This window comes from Pseudomonas sp. A25(2017) (assembly GCF_002001065.1).
GTDB lineage: Bacteria > Pseudomonadota > Gammaproteobacteria > Pseudomonadales > Pseudomonadaceae > Aquipseudomonas > Aquipseudomonas kilonensis.
Genome location: NZ_MUOA01000096.1, coordinates 1 through 18,505, shown reverse-complemented (window position 1 = coordinate 18,505; position 18,505 = coordinate 1). Strand labels below are relative to the sequence as shown.

Sequence of the window (18,505 nt, the reverse complement as noted above, 5' to 3'; positions counted from 1 at the left end):
ATGTGCAGGCCGTGGGTTGGGTGGTTGTTGTGCTTGATCCCTGCGCTGGCAACAGCGCAGGACGAGCCGTTGCGCCTGGCCTTCGACGGTCAATTGCTGCAAGTGAGCCAGACCCAGGTGCTGGATCGCCAACCATTGCCCGACACTTTGCAGGCGCCACTGGGCAGTCTGTGGAAGCTGTTTGTCTACGCCTGGCTGGTGGACACCGAGGCTCGCGAACCGGTCTATGAGTGCCGCGGCGAGTCGAAGGAAGAGGTCTATTGCTGCAACGCCGGGCAGAGCATCGGTCGCGACCAGGCCTTGGTGAAATCCTGCGGCTTGTATTTCGAGCCGCAGCGGCTCGGGTTGTCGGCTTCGAACTGGCGTGATTACTGGCAGGGCCGTCAGGCGCCGGCCTGGTTGTTGGATCTGCCGACCTTGCAACCGCAGACGCAAGTGCCGGTCGCGCAGTTGCTCAAGGCCCTGGCCACGTTGCCGGCCCAGGAGCAGGCCCGACGGGTGCTGCTGGATGTGGCACTCAGCGCGGCCGACGGGCGACTGGTCGGCGAATTGGGCAGTCGCCTGCGGGTCAAGACCTGGAGCTGGCTAGGTGATCAGGGGCCTTCATCGCGACAGGGCGGTTTCGCCGGTTGGCTGGTCGATGGCACCCCGGTGTGGGCCGGTGGCCGCGGCACCAGCCAGCAGGTCTTGAAGGTCTACGGCGAAGGTTTGGCGGCGGCATTGCCATCGCGCTGGCCGGCGGAAACCGGGCGTTGCGTGGAAGTCGGCCTGTTTGCGCGCTATCCGTTGCAACGGGTGATGGCCGGTGACCGGCCTGCCACGCCGGGTCAACTGCGCGGCGACTACCGCGTCGAATTCACCAACGGCAATCAATTGGACATCCACAGCGATGGCGAGCTGTTCCTGATGCCCGGCAAGCTGGTGGCGCGTCTGGACCGGGAGGAATACGTCGCCCGGGTCTTGCAGCGCGAAGCCAAGGCCGAGCCTGCCGAAGCCGCCAAGGCACTGGCCGTGGCGATCCGCACCTATTTGCTGCAGAACGCCCAACGCAACGGTGATTGCCTGAGCATCGACGACAGCAGCCATCGCCAGCGTGTCGCGCCACGCCCGGCGGCGCCGGAAACTCGCGCCATTGCCGCCTGGACCAGCGACCTGGTCCTGGCCGGCACCGATGTCACCTACCACTCCGACCAGCCTGGCCCGGACAAACTGTCCTGGGCACAAGCGGTGGAGCAAGCCAGCGCTGGCCAACGCTACGACGCCATCCTGCTGCACGCCTACCCGCGTGCCAGCCTCAGCCGCTGGGACAACCCGGTGGCATCCTGCGAAGCGCTGCCCGCCGCCCAGGACTGGCTGCTGAAACAGCGCCGAGGCTGGCGTGAGCGGCTGGAAAGTGAAGTGGGCTACAACGAAATCAGCGCTTTCGCCGTCTGCCGCGTCGCTTTCGGCCGGCCTTATGTCGACCGCGAGCGCCAGCGCATCTATGTGCGCGGCGTGCTGTCGCTGCAGGATCGTCTCGACCTGACGCATGAATATCTGCACCTGGCCTTCGAAGCTCATCCCAACGGCCAGGACGAAACCTATATCGAAGGGCTTGCCCGTCACCTCTTGCTGGAATAGACCATGACACTCCGTTATCCACAGGTCTTGCTGTTGCTCTGCGCCCTGACCGCGTTGCCCTCGGCCATGGCCGCCGACACTGTCAAGCTCGACACTCCGATCGGCGGCTGGCGCAGCGGTGCGCCGGGCGGTGAAGGCGAAAGCTTCAGCCAAACCGTCAACTACCCAGCCTCGTCGGTCAACACGCCCCCGGGCCAGGCCAACACCGCCCGTATCACCGGCCAGATCAAAGGCGCCCCCAAGGACAGCAACGCGCCGGGCCAACTGATCGTCAACGGCGTCAGCCTGCCGCTGAAGCTGGATGAGGAAGGTCGCTTCGACCGGCCGTTCTCGTTCCCCAATGGCAGCAACAGCGTCGAAGTGCGCAGCGCCGATGGCCAGCAGCGCCACCGCACGCAATTTCTCAACACCAGCGGCGGCGCGACTCCGGCCAAGCTGCGGGTGTTGCTGACCTGGGACAGCGACGGCACGGACCTGGACCTGCACCTGGTCACGCCCGACGGTGCCCACATCTGGTACGGCGACCGTGCCGTCGCCAACGGCGGCGCCCTCGACGTCGACGTCACCACCGGCTACGGCCCGGAAATCTTCGCCATGCCCGCGCCGATCAAAGGCCAGTACCTGGTGTATGTGAACTACTACGGCGGCGGTTATCGCTATCAGGACGACGGCGAGGAAGGTGAGGGCGGTGGAGAACAAGCGCAACAAGCCCTGACCACCGCACAAGTCACCGTGATCACCGAAGAAGGCACGCCGAACGAGAAGATGGAAACCTTCGTCGTGCCGATGCGGGCGGTGGGCGAGCTGACGTTGGTTAAAAGCTTTAGCTATCCGTAAGGCATCGTCGCAGCCACAACTGATATTACAGCCTGTGGAGATCCCCTGTGGGAGCTGAGCTTGCTCGCGATGACGGTCTTGCATCCAACATCAATGCAAGCTGACCCACCGCCATCGCGAGCAAGCTCAGCTCCCACAGAGGATCGATGGTGGACGCCTGATCTGTGAACGCTCAAAAAACCTGTGGGAGCCGAGCTTGCTCGCGATGACGGCGGCACATTCGGCATCGAGCTGTCTAGTAGATCGCTATCGCGAGCAAGCTCGCTCCCACAGGGGGGGATCAGTTGCTAAAAAAATCTCACGCGTGAGCTATTGTGAGGTTTCGAAAGTACCTGTAGTGTTTATCACGCGTGAGTTTTTCACAGTGGGGTCAGTAGCATGTCAACCAGCTCTCCATCAGATCCGCCAGACGGGTCTGTGACCGATTCAGCGAGCCGCACGGGAGAGCGCGCCAAACCCTCCGCGAAAAAACCGTCGAGCTTCTACATGAAGCAGATGCGCGCGGGCCTGAGTGCCGCCGGGTATGTGAAACACGAGACTTGGGTGCTTCCCGAAAACCGAAGCCTGCTCAAGCAAATGGAGAAACAGCTACGCCAACCGATTCTGGCTGGCTCATTCATGTCGGAGGATTACATGAGCGCAGGTAACAACTGGAACATCGATCGCCTCTACAGCGCCCTTCAGGCCCTGGACGAAGTGGTCGCGAACGACATCACTCTCTCTCTCGTTCAAGGCTCCGAGTCCAGCATCAAGCTGGAAATGAATGACTTCGGTGGCTTGCCGATCTACATCGCAGTGGTAGGCGACCAGGTCATCGTCGATACCGTCCTGGTGGACGTCGAGTCGATCAACGACGTCGCGGCATTCAATGACGCCGTGCTGCGCAGCCGGGAGATGTTCCCGCTGTCGTCCATCGGCATCGAGACCATGCCCAACGGACAGGTCGTCTACAACATGTTTGGTGCGTTGAGCTCCGACTCCAGCCTGACCAACGTCGTCACCGAGGTTAAAACCCTCGTCGACAACGTCCAGCGCGCCAGCGAAGCCTTCGAACGCTTCTTCATTTAATTCGCCGAATAGGAACCATCCAATGACTCAGTCCATCTGGAGCAAGTTGTTCACCGCACTGCGTGGCGGTGCCAACGAAGTCGGCGAATCGATCGTCGACCAACAGGCCCTGCGCATCCTCGACCAGGAAATTCGCGATGCCGACAGCGCGCTGGCCAACGCCAAGCGTGAGCTGGTCACCATCATGGCCAAGCACAAACTGGCGACTGATCGCGTCGGCGAATACAACGCCAAGATCAAGGACCTGGAAGCCAAGGCCCTGGCCGCGATCCAGGCCAACCGCGAAGACCTGGCGCTGGAAGTGGCCGAAGCCATTTCGACCCTGACCAACGAACTGGACGCCGAGCAGAAGCACGCGACCGAATTTGGCGGTTACGCGGACAACATGCGCAAAGACATCACCAAGGCCGAAAGCCGGATCAAGAGCCTGCGTCAGCAAGTGGACATGGCCAAGGCCCGCGAAAGCGTACAGAAGGCCCAGGTCAGTGCTTCGATCGCCAGCGGCGGCGCCAATGGCAAGCTGGAAACCGCCGTCGGTACGCTCAACCGCCTGCAGGCCAAGCAACAGCAACGTGCCGCTGAACTGCAAGCCCAGGACGAACTGGCCGACGCTTCGACCGGCTCCGACCTGGAGCGCAAGCTGCGCGACGCCGGCATCACGCCGAACGAAGGCAGCGCCAATGCGATCCTGGAACGTTTGAAGAAAAAATCGGCTGAGTGATCGGATGGGGCTTGCCTTGGTGAAGACCCGCCAAGGCAAGCCAGGCCAGGCACAGACCTTGTGGCGAGGGGATTTATCCCCGCTGGGCTGCGAAGCAGCCCCAAAGCTGCGTGCTCCATCCAGCTGACACACCGAGGTGTCAGCTTTTAGGGCCGCTGCGCAGCCCAGCGGGGATAAATCCCCTCGCCACAGGTTTTGTGCTCGGCATCGGGTTTTTTGTGTCTGAGTCCTGCTTTCCAGAAAATCGTCCGATTTATTGTCACCAAAGCACTTTTATCAAAACCGCACAGCAGGTTTAATGCTGTCCGGCCACTACGCTCGAGCACTCAGGTGCCAGAGCGATGATCCCGCCAGGAACGAAGCCCCACGGAGTCAGGGACGAAATGTCGATTTTCCTTTTGTTGCGCACGTACGCGTCGTCCTTCTTCCATCGGTTCGGCTGGGCGGGCCTGGCCATTGCGGTGGGCTTGCACCTGTCCACAGCCTGGATCGGCCTGGTGCTGCTGGGCGAGCAACACCTCATCGCCGCCGCCACGTTTATCTACTTCTATCTCACCACCACGCTCACCGTCGGCTATGGCGATCTGTTGCCACAGACATCCGCCGGGCGAATTTTCGTGGCGACCTGGATCATGCTCGGGGGCATTGCCCTGTTGACGACGGTCATCGGCAAAACCACCAGCAGTGTCATCGATGTATGGAGAAAAGGCATGAAGGGCAAAGGCGATTTCACCGGTAAAGTCGGCCACACGGTTCTCATCGGCTGGGAGGGCGCCTCCAGCGAGCGGGTCATCGAATTGCTGCTGCAGGACGAAACGTCCAATGACAACCTGATCGTCATCTGCGATTGCGATCTCGAAGAAAACCCCATGCCCGGCAAGACCTCGTTCATCAAGGGCGACAGCCTGTCCTCCGTCGCGCTGTTGCAGCGTGCCGGCGTGCCGGGTGCCGAACGCGTGCTGGTGCGAACCCATTCCGACGACCTGACCCTGGCCACCGTGCTGGCGGTCAATCAATTGGGGCCTGCCGGGCACGTGGTCGCACACTTCAATGACAGCGAAATCGCCGCCCTCGCCAGTGCCTATGCGCCGAGCCTGGAATGCACCTCCAGCATGGCCATCGAAATGCTGGTGCGTGCCTCCCAGGACCCGGGCTCGTCCGTGGTCATCAATGAATTGCTCTGCGTCGGCCAAGGCGCCACCCAGTACCTGATGAAACTGCCCGAGGCGTTTGAAGCGACGTTCGGCGATCTCTATACCCGGATGAAAGAGCAGCACAACGCTACACTGATCGGCTACCGCGCCCAGGGCGCCCGCCAGCCGTCGATCAACCCGCCCGGCGCCACCCGCGTCGTGGGCGGAGAACTCTTCTACATCGCCTCCACGCGTCTCAAGGAAATTTCCCATGGGGTGGTTTAAACAGTTGATGGGGCTTGAAGCCCCGAACGCGAACACGACAGCCAGCAATCACTCGCCTGTCACCGGGCCGCTGGGCCTGGCTTCCGGCAAGCAGGTCATGTTCGACTCCACGCTCAAGTTGTTGCTCGACGGCAACAGCGCCGTGGTCATCCCCGGCTCCCAACAGATCTGGAGCCTGGGCATCGTCGACCTCGGGCAGTCGAACTGGCTGTCGCGTTGCTACATGAACGACGAAGACTACTGGCTGCAAGTGCACACCAGCGGCGACATCGCCGGGCAGGTCGAGTCGGTGATCCTGTTCAACTACCTCAGCTACGTCACGATCAACAGCGAAGCGGAGTTGCGTCGCCTGGCCGGCCCTGAAAGCTTGATCGGCCTGCCGACCTACACCCACGACGGCGTCGAGTACACCCGCGAATGGGGCACCGAGGCGGGCCAGACAGAGTTGGTGGGGATGAGCGAGCGCGTGAGCAACCCGGATGAGTCCTACAGCGTCGAACACCGTTCGATGCTGTACGCCCGCGACACCGGCCTGACGGATCGCCGGGAGTTCCTGCTGTTCTCCGTTGAAGAAGATGCCGAAGGCACCGTCAGCCTGAGCACTTCGCTGGGTATTTCGCTGTACACCACTGACCTGAACACTCTTTGAATAAGGAAGAAATCCATGCTTGAAGCGCTCTCCATTTCCCTGAACAAGGCCGCCGTGTTCGGCTTCGTCCTGTACATCCTCGGTGCGGCCGTGCTGTTCGCGCTGTTCCAGTTCATCTACATCCATGTCACGCCGCACAAAGAGTTCGAGTTGATCCGTTCGGGCAACGTGGCTGCGGCGATCGCCCTGAGCGGTGCCCTCATTGGTTTCGCCATCCCGGCCAGCAACGTGATTGCCTATTCGATCAGCCTGCTGGATTTCGTCGTCTGGGCGGTGATCGCCGCTGCCGTCCAGTTGTTGGCGTTCCTGGTGACCAGCCTGGTGCTCAAGGGCGCTTCCGCGCGCATCAAGAACGGTGAAATCGCCGCCGGTATCTACATCGCCGCCGTGGCCATCAGCGTCGGCATGTTGAACGCCGCGTGCATGACGCCTTCCACGAACTGATTGCGCCACGGAGATCCCGATGAAACGAAGCAAGTACGTCCAGCTTTCGCTGGCCGCGTCGGTCGCCCTGGCGATATCCGGCTGCGGGCCAACGGAAAAAACCTACAAGTTGCAGAAAAAGTACAACTTCCAGTCCGTCCAGCAATGTGTCGATGAAAAGCTGCCGGTGGACATTTGCGCCGACGCCTACATGAGCGCCATGAGCGAGCATCGTCGCATCGCGCCGGTGTACGACAGCCAGGCCGATTGCGATGCCGACTTCGTGCCTGATTGGTGCCAGCAGGACTCGGCCGGCAAGTTCCTTCCCAAGCTGGGTGGTTTCGAGCTGAACGCCGATGGCGAAGTCACGCAGTCCGAGGTCGATGCCGCCCGGGCCAAGTTGCCGGCTTCGGAAGCGAACGTCGGTGGTTCAGGCTTCGGCAACCTGCTGACCGGCATGCTGATCGGCAATATGTTGAGCAGCAACCGCAGCAGCTATTACTCCGAGCCGGTCTACCGCTACCGCGATGATCGCGGCAGCTTCGGGTCCTCGACCCTCAGCCAGCGGGTGTCCAGTGGCTCGACCTTTACCAAGTCCAACCAGGCGCGGTACGGCAGCTACACCGACTCCATCAAGAGCAGCAAGGCGATGGCCGTCGCGTCCTCCACGTCTCGTGGCGGTTTCGGCAGCAAGTCCAGTGCCCGCAGCGGTTGGGGCGGTTCGAGCAGCTCCGGCGGTTGAGGAACCAGCGCCATGAAGAAGATCCATTGCGCAGAACGTCATGACTGGAAACAGACCGCCGAGCAGCTCGGCTTTCTGTTCCACACCATCGACGACGAACCCTATTGGGACGAAAGCGCGTACTACCAGTTCACCCTCAAGCAGATCGAGGACGACCTGGAAGACCCGACTACCGAGATCCATGACATGTGCATGGACCTCGTGGCCCGCGTGGTCCAGAGCGAAGAACTGCTGGAGCGCCTGAGCATTCCAGCGCCGTTCTTCGACCTGGTGCGCACTTCATGGCTGGAAGGTCACCCGCACCTGTATGGGCGCATGGATTTCTCCTACAACGGCACGGGCCCCGCCAAGCTGTTGGAGCTCAACTACGACACGCCGACCAGCCTCTACGAGGCGGCGGCGTTCCAGTGGGGCTGGCTGGAGCAATGCATCGAGCGCGGTTTGCTGCCCAAGCATGCCGACCAGTTCAACAGCATCGACACCAAGCTGCACCAGGCCTTCGCCCAGTTGCAGCTCAAAGAGCCGTTTTATTTCGCCTCGATGAAAGGCTCGGTGGAAGACAAGGGCACCACGGACTACTTGCGCCTGATCGCGGAAAAAGTCGGCATTGAATCGCGGCACATCGATGTCGAAGACATCGGCCTCAACAGTGACGGGCGTTTTGTTGACCTGGAAGAACGCTGGATTCCGCACCTGTTCAAGCTGCACGCCTGGGAGTTCATCTTCCACGAGCCGTTTGGTGAAGCGATTGCCCAGTGCGATACGCAGTTTTTCGAGCCGGCCTGGAAGTCGATCATCTCGAACAAAGGCATCCTGCCGTTGCTGTGGGAATTCAACAAAGGCCACCCGAACCTGCTCGCGGCCCACCTGGACACCGACACCAGCAAAGCGGTGCCCAAGGGCTGGGTGCGCAAGCCGTTCTTTTCCCGGGAAGGCGCCAACATCGAGCTGCAGACCGCTGATGGCCTGATCGTAAAAGAAGACGGTCCCTACACCGACGCGCCGTTCATCCTCCAGGAATTCGCGCCACTGCCACGCTTTGGCGACAGCTACACCCTGATCGGCTCCTGGGTCATCGGCGACCAGGCGGCGGGCATCGGCGTGCGGGAAGACAACAGCCTGATCACCAAGGATTCCAGCCGGTTCCTGCCGCACCTGATCCTCGACTGATCGATTACCAGCAGCTCTTGTGGCGAGGGGATTTATCCCCGCTGGGCTGCGAAGCAGCCCCCAAATCAGACAACTCGGTGTGTCAGGAAGATTGGGTCGACTGCTTTGGGGCTGCTGCGCAGCCCAGCGGGGATAAATCCCCTCGCCACAAGAGCTGTGTGCTAAGTGGGCCAAGTACCTAACCCCTGTGGTTGCCGCAGACTTCCTCAGGTCCACCAGTACCGCACCAGGTGGAAGAAGATCGGCGCCGCGAAGCACACCGAATCCAGCCGGTCGAGCATGCCGCCGTGGCCTTCGATCATGTGGCCCCAGTCCTTGACGCCGCGGTCGCGTTTGATCGCTGACATGACGATGCCGCCAGCAAACCCCAGCAAGTTGATCAGCAAGGCGATGAGGAACGACTGCCAAGGATTGAACGGCGTGATCCACCACAACGCGCCACCGATCAACGAGGCCAGGAAAATGCCGCCGACAAACCCTTCCACGGTTTTCGAGGGCGACAGGTTCGGCGCGATCTTGTGTTTGCCGAACAGCTTGCCGCAGACGTACTGCAACACATCCGAGAGCTGCACCACGATTACCAGGTACGCGATCAGCAACAGGTTGCGCCCTTCAAAGCCAGCGATGTCCAGCGTCAGCAGGGCGGGCACGAAGGAGATGCAGAACACCGCGATCATCAAGCCCCACTGAACCTTGGAAGCGCGCTCCAGGAAGTGCGTGCTGTCGCCGCCCAGGGACGCCAGGATCGGCAGCAGCAGGAACACATACACCGGAATGAAGATCGAAAACAGCCCGTACCAGTCGTAGTAGATCAACAGGTATTGCAGCGGCAGCGCCAGGTAGAACGCGGCCACCAGGGCCGGGTAGTCGCTGCGCCGGGTGGGTGTGAGGGTCAGGAATTCCCGCAGGGCGTAGAACGACACCGCGTAGAACAACAGGATCACCGCCGCATTGCCGAGCCAGAACGCGATGCCGATCACCAGCACCATGATCCACCAGGCATTGATCCGGGCGTTGAGGTTGTCGATGACGGAGTTCGGCGCGCCTTTGGTCCGCAGCCTGAGAATGAAACCGATCAACGAAGCCAGCACCAGAATGGCGCCGATCCCGCCAAACAACATCAGGGTATATCGATCCATGTCAGACGTGCTCCGGGGCCAGTGCCAGCAGCGCGGCGCGGCTGCGTTCAAGAAATTGCTCTTTGCTTTCACCTTCTTCGATGCACAGCGGCGCGCCGAAACTGGTGGTGCACAACAGCGGCAGCGGTAGGACACGGCCTTTGGGCATGACGCGGTTGAGGTTGGCGATCCACACCGGGATCACCTCGACCTCGGGATGGTTTTTCATCAAGTGATAGATCCCGCTCTTGAAGGGCAACAGGCCTTCTTCCGGATTGCGCGTGCCTTCCGGGAAGATGATCAGCGAGTCGCCGTTTGCCAACGCATCGAGCATCGGCTGCAATGGGCTGCTGGAAGGATCCTTGCGCTCGCGGTCCACCAGCACGCCGTTGAACACCCGGTTGATGATGTAGCGACGCATCGGGCTGGTTTGCCAATAGTCGGCTCCCGCTACCGGACGGGTGAGCTTGCGCAGCGTCGGCGGCAGCGAGGCCCAGAGCAGCACGAAGTCACCGTGGCTGCTGTGGTTGGCGAAGTAGATCCGCTGCACCGGCGTCGGCGCGCAGCCGAGCCACAGGCTGCGAGCGCCGGTGACCATGCGGGCGGCGGAGGTGATGAGGTTGGCGACCACGGGTTCGAACATGAGGATTCCTTGTCCTGAGAAACATAAGCATAACTGTGGCGAGGGAGCGCACCCTTTGTGGCGAGGGGATTTATCCCCGTTGGGCTGCGCAGCAGCCCTAAAGCAGCTAACTCAATCTTCTTGGCACACCGAGGTGCCTGGTTGGGGGCTGCTGCGCAGCCCAGCGGGGATAAATCCCCTCGCCACAAAAACTTCCTACATACCTGAAGCTAACCAGGGACTGGCCAGGATGAAGCCCAGCACCAAGACAACTTGTATGGCCAGCAACCGCGACTGCCGACGCAGCAGCAACAACGCGCCGTGCCGGCGTTCGGTCCAGAGACGGCCGGCGCGTTCGGCCGGTTGCAGGCCCAGCGAGGTGAGGGCTTGGTCCAAGGTGTAGGTGCGTTCGGCCAGGGATTGGGTGCTGTCAGCCATGCGCTGAAACAGATCGGCATCGAATGCCACGCGCAGCGCCCAGTATTTTTCCAGCACGCCGAGGACGATCAGTGTGGCACTCAGCAGCAGCAACCACGGATCGATGACGCCCACCAGCCATTGGCCTAGTCCTACCAGTGCTGCCAGCAGCGTCAGCCCGGTGGAAAACTGGTCCAGCGAATGCCCTCGGCGCAACAGGCTTGCCACGGTGTGGAGTTCCATATCAGTGATCATGGTCATTTCCCGGCGTTGTGGATAACTGTTCCAGCGCTCGACGGTGCGCCGCATGCAAGACGATACGCGGTCGAGCGCGCTGGATTTGCACGATTGCCGCATCAACGTTCGCTGCCCGCCCACTGTGCAACAACCAGGCAACCACCGCCGTGGCGCTGCGTGAATAACCCAGGGCGCAGCAGACCAGCACCGGCCCGTGCTGGCGCAGGCGTTCAATGGCCTGTGCCGCGTTCAGGCATTGCTCAGTCGTCGGTGCGGTCAGGTCGAGCACCGGCAACGAACGATAGGCAACGCCCGTGCTGTCCATGGACAGTTCCGCGCAGAGGTCGAGCACCCCGGTAAACGCGCTGTCCTTCAGTTCCATCGGCGTAGGGATTCGCCCCAGCCAGACGTTATCCGCCACCTGGTCCGGCTGCGGATGCTTGCGCGTCCAGCCGCGCGAATTGATCCACGCCGCCGCGAGATAAGGCGCCAGCAACCAGCGCGCCGCCGGACTCAAGCGGCCGTCGGCACGCTTCTGGAACCCGTCGGCACCGAACAGCAGGTAATTCAGCGCCACCATGAGCACCGCGACCGCCGGCCAGATCAGCCAGAGCCACGCGCCGCCCAAGGCAAACGCCGGGATGAACAGCGCCGCCGCGCCCAAGCCATAACGCAAGGCCAAGCGCCGACGGGCAGGGTCCGCCGCCAGACGCGCACTCAGCAGCGGACTCGGACGGTCCAGCGGCCACAACCAGACACACAGCCAGCCGGCCAACGCGCCCGTGGGCAGGTCAATGAAGTGATGTTGATAAGTGGTCAGCACCGACACGCCGATCAACGCGAACCAACCGTGCATCACCCAGTGCCAGAAGCCCTGCAGATGCCGCTGATAGCAGACCCACAGCACCACCAGCAACGCGATGTGCAGCGACGGCGCCTGATTGAACGGCTTGTCGAAACCCGCCAGCACTTCGAACAACCAACCAAACACCCCGTCCATTTCCGGGCGGGGGAAGGTGAAGCGCAACGGCCAGAGCAAAAAGCAACTGACCGCAATCACCTGCGCCGTAAGCAGGCGCAAGGCGTGGCGCTTGAGTTCGTCACGGCTGGTGGGCAACAGCAAGGACAGGCCGTACAGCAGATCAATCGACCAGTACGGCACGATGGTCCAGGCCATGAACGGCATGTGGGTTTCCCAGGCGAACACCAGCGTGCCGACGTCGTCACGCTGGGACGTGACCCAGGTGGCGAAGCCGTAAGTGGTGAAGAACAGCGGCGCCAGCAACAGCAGCCACAGCACCGCCGGTTTCAGCAGTGCGGGCTCGCGGGCTGGAGCGATGACGGCGCTCATTACTGCACTCGCTGGGCCAGCGAAACGCTGAAAATGCCCCATTCATCGACCCGCAGGGTGATCTTGCGGAAGCCCGCCGCCTCAACCAATTGATCCATCTCCGCCTGTGTACGCCGACGCATCACCCAGGCCTGACCGGCGCGGTGGCTGGTGAGGGCGCGGGCGATCAGTTCCAGTTGCGGGTGCCACGGCTGGCCGGTGTAGACCAGGAAACCGCCAGGCTCCACGGCTTCGGCCAGGCCGGCGAGGGAACCACCGACCAGTTGGTTGTCGGCAAACAGCTCGTACAGACCCGACACCACGGCGAGGGTGGGTTTCGGCTCCAGCGCCGCCAGATCCTGGCGGTCGAAGGCGTCACCTTTGACGAATCGGGCGATGTCGCCCAAGCCTTTTTCCACGATCAGCGCACTGCCGTCGCGCACGTTGATGTCGCTGTAGTCGCGCAGCAGGATCGACTCGGGCAACGGGCTGACGCCTTGCAGCGCTTCGAGAATGTAGCGGCCATGGCCGGCGGCGATGTCGACGATGCGCACCTCGCGGTCTTGCGCACGCAATTCGGCCATCGCCAGGCGCAGCAGCTCCTCGACGTTCAGCTTGCGCTGGCGAATGCCGCGCCAGCCGATGGAGTTCAGGTAGTTCTGGTCAATCATCTTGCCCAGCGCCGAGGTGCCGGTGGGGCGGTTGCGGTAGACATAATCCAGGGTACTGCCGGAGTCGAACCCGGTGTCGAAGCCCAGCTTCACCCCGGCCGACAACTTGCTGCCAAAGCGCATGCTGGCGCGGGTCATGCGCCAGTAGAGGTCGCGCAGCGAGTTGTGCGGCAGCGGCGTGGCCAGGGTTTCGGCTTCGGCGCAGGTCGCGCCCAGGCGATCAGCGTCGAGCAGGGAAGGGCGGTCCAGCGGTCGGGCAAAGTTCTGCAGGATGAAGCGGCGGGCACTGGCAACGGCCGGCGCGCGGTTCTTCTCGCCGAGGGTGTCATGGAAGAACCCCGGCAGGATGTGCTTCTCTTTGTGCAGGCTGCCCAGGCGCTCGAAGAACTGCTCCTGGGGTTTGCGGTGCACGACAAAGTCCGATCCGGAGATCAACAGTTGCGTCGGCACCTGGATCGCCTGGGCATCGGCCACCACGCGGTCGGCGGCTTCGTACAGGCCCAGCAGCACGTTCACCGAAATGGCCTTGGTGATCAACGGATCGCTGTCGTAGGACGCCACGCGCTCCGGGTCATGGCTGAGGAATTTCGCCTTGACGTAGCTGTTGACGAAGAAATTGCCACGGAATTTGCGCATCAGCGCCAGGCCCGGACGGGCGAGTGGCACGTAGAGCTTGACCTTGAACGCCGGCGAGGCCAGCACCAGCGAGCGAATGCGCGGCGCGTAGTCGTGGACCCAGGTGGACGCGATCACCGCGCCGACGCTTTGTGCGACCACGGCGATGTTCGCTTCGTCGATCTGATGCGCCGCGCCGATGTGATCGCAGAAGGTCTGCACATCCCGCGCACTGGTGGCAAAGCTCGGGCTGTCGCCCCGCTCGCCAGGCGACTGGCCATGGCCGCGCGAGTCCCAGGCAAAGAAGTCGAACCCGGGCAGGTCCAGTTCATCCACCAGGTGCGCAATGCGCCCGGAGTGTTCATGACCACGATGAAACAACAACACAGCTTGACGGGGCTCACCCGCCGCCGCGTCGACAGCCGGCCAGTGCCGGTAGAACAACTCTACGCCGTCAAAGGTAGTGAACGTCAGTTCCTGGGCTTCGCGCATTGCAAGTTCCTTTATGCTGAGGGAGCGTTTTCCTTCACTTGGCCCAGGCCATGACGGACCCGGTTGACCAAGGTATAAACCAGCAGGGCGGCAACCACCGCCATCACACCATCTACCCAGAGCGCCCCGAGCCAACCCAGGGCAATGCCGGTCGCCAACACGCCCAACACAAAGGCGCGATCACTCTTGCCCATCGGCCCGTCATAGCGCCGCGAAGCCCCCACCATTGCCCCCAGCACGCCGGCGTATTCGCTAAACAACGCCAACAGCGTGACCAACAACACGAGCAACAGACTGGAATCGGCAAACAGGGCAAAAGGCAGGATCAGGGCCGCGTCGGCGATGATATCGCATAGCTCATTGAGGTAGGCGCCCAGATGCGATTGCTGGCCAAACTCCCGCGCCAACATGCCATCAACGGCATTCAACGCCATGCGCAGGAACATCCAGATCGGCACCAGGACGAAGATCCACGGATGGTTGGCAAACCAGGCGATGACCGCGCCGACCAATACCGAAACGATGCCGGCGAGCACCGTGACCTGGTTGGCGGTGACACCGTTGTTGTAGAGGCGTTGAACCATGGGGCGCAGCAGGTTTTGAAAGGCGGGCTTGAGTTGGTAGATGGAGGGCATCGGGGTGAGATCTCGACCGGTTGCGGGGCTGGGCTTATACAGGTGCGAGATTACGATAGGTTGAGGGGGTGCTGGCGGGTATTTCTTGAGAATGAGTGCGGGTAGGCATCTAAAACCAATGACCTGTGCAAGAAATAGCCAATGTGGGAGCGAGCTTGCTCGCTCCCACGGGTTTTGTGTCTGAAATGAATAGTGCGCTGTGCATGCGATCCTGTTTCAAGGCTGCATTGGCCGATGTTTTGGCTCTGATTTATACTGAGCGAGCTTTGAGCACTGTTTGTATTTAAATCTCTTTATAAAACAATCTGTTGAGAATTATTTTTTGTTAGGTGCTGCCGGGAGGTAAGCCATGGTTATCGAAGAGCGGCTTAAAAGATCAATCGCCTTGCGAAAGGACGATGTGTTTCTACGCTCCGAGTTTTCCGACTTCGGCAGCCCCGCGCAGGTATCCCGAGCGCTGCGCCATCTGGTGGCCAACGGCGTACTGGTCAAGCTCGGCGTGGGAGTCTTCGCAAAAGCCAAGGCCAGTGTGCTTACGGGCAAGCCGATACCGGTTCGCCCCCTTGAAGTCCTGGCACCTTTGGTTCTGCAAAAGCTTGGCGTGAAGATCACGGCGGGACGCGCAGTGCGTGAATACAACGCCAGCGACAGCTTGCAGCTACCCGCCGGCATCGTTTTCGACACGGGTTCACGGCGTATTAATCGCAAGCTCGGCTTCGGTGGTCGGTACGTCGTTTATGAAAATCATCACGCCTGAACAGGTCGAGTTAATCGATGCGGTGTTGGCTGAGGTCGATGTCGGACTACTTACGGCTAGCATCCTGGAAAAAGACGTCCACGTGACGGATGCTTTGCAAGCTTTGATGGGGATGCGGTTTCCAGGTGTTCGCCTGGTGTTTTGCGGCGGCACAAGCCTGTCGAAGGCTTACCAACTGATCGAGCGTATGTCGGAGGACGTCGACTTAAAGATCGTGTTGGATGAGCCTGATGCGTTGAGCGCCTCGGCTCAGAAGCGGCATCTCAGCAACCTGAAGGTTCAGGTTTGTCATGTCCTCGCCGAGTTCGGTTTTGAGGAGATCGTGGATGCGCGTGTTGCTCGGAATGAAAACCGATACTTCGCCAGTCGTTGGCAATATGCCCCTCAATACCCTCACGACACCAGTTTGCGCCCTTATCTAAGTCTTGAGCTGACTGCGCGAATCCCACAGTTTGAAGTGACTCAGCAGCCGCTGGAGTACCTGGTCAATCGACTCGCCGCAAGGTCTGGGGGATTGGGCGATATTGCCTGCGTAGCGGTAGAGGAAACGCTTGCGGAGAAAGTTATTTCGTTTCTTCGCCGCTATGCCCAACACCAAGCCGGAGCCATGCTCCAGCCATGGGACGATACATTGGTGCGGCATATCTATGATGTTTACTGCATAAGCCGTGGCGATCCCGCTGTCGGCGAACGAGCCGCTCTCGGTTTCAAATGTCTGGTGGAGTTTGATGCGCTCGAATTTGGTCGGCAGTTTCCTCCATTTGCTGACGATCCGGGAAATGTCATGCAGTGCGCTCTCCATCAGGCGAGTTTGGATGCGCAGATTCGTAGCCAGTATGACGCGAAGCTCATGCCGCTGATTTTTGGCAATGTCCGCCCGAGCTTTGATGAAGCTTATGTTGTGTTTCGTCTGCACGCCGAAGCGTTGATTCGGACGCTGTAACACTCTCGGATCATAAACGGGTTAACGGACCCTGCTCGCGGGTGTCTTCTTTCGAGCAAAGCGGGTCAGCAGCCGGCTGACTAAATACAAGGAGTGTTTCAAATGCTGCAGATGGATTGGCTCACTAACCACATGGATAAAAGCGACCAGATGGCCGAGTGGCTCCATCGGGAGTTCAGTTATGAATTCGCCCAGCAATCCCTCGCCAGTTGGCAGCAGGAATTCGCTGCGGGGCAGCACGATGGCCGCTGGAAGTGCCTGATCGCCATGGAACACGACCAGTTGCTCGGCGGCGCTTCACTGGCCAGCCACGACCTGCCTGACCAGCCAGAGCTGGGCCCGTGGCTGGCGTGTGTATTCATCACCCCAGAGGCTCGACGCAGAGGGCTTGCGGCGCAGTTGATCGAAGGCATCTGTAGTCATGCGCGAGAGGCTGGAATCATCACCTTGTTCCTGCACACCCACAGCCAACGTGATTATTACGCCAAGCTGGGTTGGGACGTGCTGGAGCGTTTTGAGGCTTGGGGGAAAGAGCAGTGGCTGATGGCGCGGTGTTTATAGTCATCGGCGGGTTTTCCACACCAAGCGTCTAAATTTAGCGAATCGCCCTACATCCATTCCCTCTTTTCCTGACTTATTTCTCTCGCCATCGCAGGCAGAGTCTCGCGCCCACTCCTGCGCCGCGAGCTGCCTGCATGCCCGACTACGACAAAATCCTTGCCCAAGGCAACGTCATTGGTTCGCTGGTGATGGCAGTCATGGACCCCGAACAGCCGGATGTCGACGCGGTTTTCCAGGACTTTCGAACCTGCCTGAACGACTACGACGCCTGGGCTGAAAGCTTCTGGACCGGTTGGGCGTTGGATCTTGAGCAAGTGTTCAAGGTCGGCAACGAGGTGTCCCTGGCGGCGCCGAAAAACCTGGATAAACCCATCAGCGCCACGGTGGTGGCCTGCCCGGCGGAGGGGCCGCTGACGCTGGTGCACATGTTCCAGGCGGCGCGTTTCGTGCCGATTGGCGACACGCCGGTGATGCTGGAACCGGTCACCGGTGGCGAGCCGGGGAAGGAAACGTTCGGTGAGCCGATCCGTCACGTAATCGGCCCCAGTGGCATCCTGGAAGTTTCTGAGTGCTGGCGAGGCCAGCGTTATCGCATCACCTTTTTTCCCCATGTAACGGACGCTCACGTCAAGGCGTTGTACGCGTCTTACCAAGGTGTGATCGACGAACTTGAGGGCTGGCTGAAAGCGGAGTGGGAGCAGTTTCAACCGCTGTGGACGGAGTTTTCCGAGGCCGGGTTTCTCGAGCGTTACGGCGCGTTGCAGCAAGCCGATTGGCGCGGCTTCAAAAATGCCCTGCATCAGCTGTGGGATGACGTTAAACAGGTTTTCGGGCTGCTGGCCGACTTGCAGGCCAACAGCGAAAAGTTGCTGGAGTACCTGACTCAAGCCGAGCTTGAACAGCTACTGAGGGCGTCCTCCGAGGCGATCGCCAAAGGGCTGATGGTGTTGAGCGACGAGCCGTTGCTCTTCGTCCACGTGGCCGCGTTCACCAGTTGGGTACGAATGTTGCCGCCTCAGTACGCGGCCGAAGTTGTCGGAGAGCTGCGCGCTTCGGTACTGATCAATTTCCTGCTGATGCGTTTGACCGGGGGGCTGGGCCTGGGGCTGCGCATGAGCGGAAACGTGCTGGGCCGGGTCCGCTCGGAGCGGGCCCGGGAGTGGTTGCTGGCGTCGAGCCTGAGATTGGGCCAACTCACCCCCGATAGGCTCAATCAGCATGCCGATGTGCTCAAACCGTTGGTGGTCAGCCAGCGCGGACCTTTAAAACCGACGCCTGTCGGACCTTTGCACATCACCCCTGAACACTCTGCCCCCCTGTCCGTCAGCAATCCAGCCGCCGTGGCGCGGGAAAAATCCCAGCCCTCTACACGCCTGAGCGAACACGAACCCCACGACGACGCCCCCACCCAGTCGAAAAACCCCAACGGCGACCCCGCCGACACCGCGTCCCAGACCCA

At 61.1% G+C, this 18,505-nt stretch carries 18 protein-coding genes and 1 pseudogene; 13 read left to right on the top strand and 6 right to left on the bottom strand.

Going from position 1 to position 18,505, the window contains the following annotated elements:
* From B0E42_RS24805 to B0E42_RS24765, 9 genes are all read left to right on the top strand, one after another.
* Nucleotides 1-1,620, top strand: a complete 1,620-nt coding sequence (locus B0E42_RS24805; protein ID WP_077508059.1) for a DUF2300 domain-containing protein — start codon at nt 1-3, stop codon at nt 1,618-1,620.
* A 3-nt stretch (nt 1,621-1,623) separates the two neighbouring features.
* On the top strand, nt 1,624-2,457 hold the full coding sequence (locus B0E42_RS24800; protein ID WP_053182390.1) for a YfaP family protein: 834 nt from the start codon (nt 1,624-1,626) through the stop codon (nt 2,455-2,457).
* Between the two features lie 486 nt (nt 2,458-2,943).
* Nucleotides 2,944-3,525, top strand: a complete 582-nt coding sequence (locus B0E42_RS24795; protein WP_139353218.1) for a YjfI family protein — start codon at nt 2,944-2,946, stop codon at nt 3,523-3,525.
* A gap of 22 nt (nt 3,526-3,547) precedes the next feature.
* Nucleotides 3,548-4,246: a PspA/IM30 family protein gene (locus B0E42_RS24790; RefSeq protein ID WP_018612575.1), complete on the top strand. Its 699-nt coding sequence runs from the start codon at nt 3,548-3,550 to the stop codon at nt 4,244-4,246.
* 383 nt (nt 4,247-4,629) lie between these two features.
* Nucleotides 4,630-5,664: an ion channel gene (locus B0E42_RS24785; protein ID WP_018612574.1), complete on the top strand. Its 1,035-nt coding sequence runs from the start codon at nt 4,630-4,632 to the stop codon at nt 5,662-5,664.
* Entirely contained in the window at nt 5,651-6,313 is a 663-nt protein-coding gene (locus B0E42_RS24780; protein WP_053182383.1) for a DUF2491 family protein, read from the top strand. Before B0E42_RS24785 ends, B0E42_RS24780 begins: the two co-directional genes overlap by 14 nt.
* A 15-nt stretch (nt 6,314-6,328) precedes the next feature.
* Nucleotides 6,329-6,757, top strand: coding sequence for a DUF350 domain-containing protein (locus B0E42_RS24775; RefSeq protein ID WP_018612572.1), 429 nt, complete (start codon nt 6,329-6,331; stop codon nt 6,755-6,757).
* Between the two features lie 19 nt (nt 6,758-6,776).
* The gene (locus B0E42_RS24770) at nt 6,777-7,478 is read left to right on the top strand and encodes a DUF1190 domain-containing protein (protein WP_077508057.1); all 702 of its coding nucleotides are present in this window, start codon (nt 6,777-6,779) and stop codon (nt 7,476-7,478) included.
* A gap of 12 nt (nt 7,479-7,490) precedes the next feature.
* On the top strand, nt 7,491-8,648 hold the full coding sequence (locus B0E42_RS24765; RefSeq protein WP_018612569.1) for a glutathionylspermidine synthase family protein: 1,158 nt from the start codon (nt 7,491-7,493) through the stop codon (nt 8,646-8,648).
* Nucleotides 8,649-8,854: 206 nt separating this feature from the next.
* On the opposite strand, the gene B0E42_RS24760 is transcribed toward B0E42_RS24765, so the two are convergent.
* From B0E42_RS24760 to B0E42_RS24735, 6 genes are all read right to left on the bottom strand, one after another.
* Nucleotides 8,855-9,787, bottom strand: a complete 933-nt coding sequence (locus B0E42_RS24760; protein ID WP_003205974.1) for a phosphatidate cytidylyltransferase — start codon at nt 9,785-9,787, stop codon at nt 8,855-8,857.
* Nucleotide 9,788: 1 nt separating this feature from the next.
* Nucleotides 9,789-10,409 carry a 1-acyl-sn-glycerol-3-phosphate acyltransferase gene (locus B0E42_RS24755; RefSeq protein ID WP_018612566.1) on the bottom strand — a complete coding sequence of 207 codons (621 nt, stop codon included), beginning with the start codon at nt 10,407-10,409 and terminating at the stop codon, nt 9,789-9,791.
* A gap of 195 nt (nt 10,410-10,604) precedes the next feature.
* Nucleotides 10,605-11,060 carry a hypothetical protein gene (locus B0E42_RS24750; protein WP_018612563.1) on the bottom strand — a complete coding sequence of 152 codons (456 nt, stop codon included), beginning with the start codon at nt 11,058-11,060 and terminating at the stop codon, nt 10,605-10,607.
* On the bottom strand, nt 11,050-12,393 hold the full coding sequence (locus B0E42_RS24745; protein WP_077508054.1) for a phosphatase PAP2/dual specificity phosphatase family protein: 1,344 nt from the start codon (nt 12,391-12,393) through the stop codon (nt 11,050-11,052). Before B0E42_RS24745 ends, B0E42_RS24750 begins: the two co-directional genes overlap by 11 nt.
* On the bottom strand, nt 12,393-14,150 hold the full coding sequence (locus B0E42_RS24740; RefSeq protein ID WP_077508051.1) for a bifunctional alpha/beta hydrolase/class I SAM-dependent methyltransferase: 1,758 nt from the start codon (nt 14,148-14,150) through the stop codon (nt 12,393-12,395). Before B0E42_RS24740 ends, B0E42_RS24745 begins: the two co-directional genes overlap by 1 nt.
* Before the next feature lie 11 nt (nt 14,151-14,161).
* Nucleotides 14,162-14,785 (bottom strand): CDP-alcohol phosphatidyltransferase family protein, encoded by a 624-nt coding sequence (locus B0E42_RS24735; RefSeq protein ID WP_024619064.1) that lies wholly within the window; start codon nt 14,783-14,785, stop codon nt 14,162-14,164.
* 349 nt (nt 14,786-15,134) lie between these two features.
* On the opposite strand from B0E42_RS24735, the gene B0E42_RS24730 reads away from it, so the two are divergent.
* The 4 genes and pseudogenes from B0E42_RS24730 to B0E42_RS24715 all read left to right on the top strand — a co-directional run.
* On the top strand, nt 15,135-15,542 hold the full coding sequence (locus tag B0E42_RS24730) for a DUF6088 family protein (protein ID WP_003205962.1): 408 nt from the start codon (nt 15,135-15,137) through the stop codon (nt 15,540-15,542).
* Complete coding sequence (locus B0E42_RS24725; RefSeq protein WP_018612553.1) at nt 15,523-16,485, top strand: nucleotidyl transferase AbiEii/AbiGii toxin family protein; 963 nt, start codon at nt 15,523-15,525, stop codon at nt 16,483-16,485. Before B0E42_RS24730 ends, B0E42_RS24725 begins: the two co-directional genes overlap by 20 nt.
* A gap of 102 nt (nt 16,486-16,587) precedes the next feature.
* Nucleotides 16,588-17,046, top strand: coding sequence for a GNAT family N-acetyltransferase (locus B0E42_RS24720; protein WP_018612551.1), 459 nt, complete (start codon nt 16,588-16,590; stop codon nt 17,044-17,046).
* Nucleotides 17,047-17,180: 134 nt separating this feature from the next.
* Nucleotides 17,181-18,505, top strand: a pseudogene (locus B0E42_RS24715) (type IV secretion protein Rhs); the annotation flags it as partial.

Coding starts and splice junctions, on each gene's coding strand:
- B0E42_RS24805 (WP_077508059.1), top strand. CDS start 1: ATGTGCAGGCCGTGGGTTGGGTGGTTGTTGTGCTTGATCCCTGCGCTG.
- B0E42_RS24800 (WP_053182390.1), top strand. CDS start 1,624: ATGACACTCCGTTATCCACAGGTCTTGCTGTTGCTCTGCGCCCTGACC.
- B0E42_RS24795 (WP_139353218.1), top strand. CDS start 2,944: ATGAAGCAGATGCGCGCGGGCCTGAGTGCCGCCGGGTATGTGAAACAC.
- B0E42_RS24790 (WP_018612575.1), top strand. CDS start 3,548: ATGACTCAGTCCATCTGGAGCAAGTTGTTCACCGCACTGCGTGGCGGT.
- B0E42_RS24785 (WP_018612574.1), top strand. CDS start 4,630: ATGTCGATTTTCCTTTTGTTGCGCACGTACGCGTCGTCCTTCTTCCAT.
- B0E42_RS24780 (WP_053182383.1), top strand. CDS start 5,651: ATGGGGTGGTTTAAACAGTTGATGGGGCTTGAAGCCCCGAACGCGAAC.
- B0E42_RS24775 (WP_018612572.1), top strand. CDS start 6,329: ATGCTTGAAGCGCTCTCCATTTCCCTGAACAAGGCCGCCGTGTTCGGC.
- B0E42_RS24770 (WP_077508057.1), top strand. CDS start 6,777: ATGAAACGAAGCAAGTACGTCCAGCTTTCGCTGGCCGCGTCGGTCGCC.
- B0E42_RS24765 (WP_018612569.1), top strand. CDS start 7,491: ATGAAGAAGATCCATTGCGCAGAACGTCATGACTGGAAACAGACCGCC.
- B0E42_RS24760 (WP_003205974.1), bottom strand. CDS start 9,787: ATGGATCGATATACCCTGATGTTGTTTGGCGGGATCGGCGCCATTCTG.
- B0E42_RS24755 (WP_018612566.1), bottom strand. CDS start 10,409: ATGTTCGAACCCGTGGTCGCCAACCTCATCACCTCCGCCGCCCGCATG.
- B0E42_RS24750 (WP_018612563.1), bottom strand. CDS start 11,060: ATGATCACTGATATGGAACTCCACACCGTGGCAAGCCTGTTGCGCCGA.
- B0E42_RS24745 (WP_077508054.1), bottom strand. CDS start 12,393: ATGAGCGCCGTCATCGCTCCAGCCCGCGAGCCCGCACTGCTGAAACCG.
- B0E42_RS24740 (WP_077508051.1), bottom strand. CDS start 14,150: ATGCGCGAAGCCCAGGAACTGACGTTCACTACCTTTGACGGCGTAGAG.
- B0E42_RS24735 (WP_024619064.1), bottom strand. CDS start 14,785: ATGCCCTCCATCTACCAACTCAAGCCCGCCTTTCAAAACCTGCTGCGC.
- B0E42_RS24730 (WP_003205962.1), top strand. CDS start 15,135: ATGGTTATCGAAGAGCGGCTTAAAAGATCAATCGCCTTGCGAAAGGAC.
- B0E42_RS24725 (WP_018612553.1), top strand. CDS start 15,523: ATGAAAATCATCACGCCTGAACAGGTCGAGTTAATCGATGCGGTGTTG.
- B0E42_RS24720 (WP_018612551.1), top strand. CDS start 16,588: ATGCTGCAGATGGATTGGCTCACTAACCACATGGATAAAAGCGACCAG.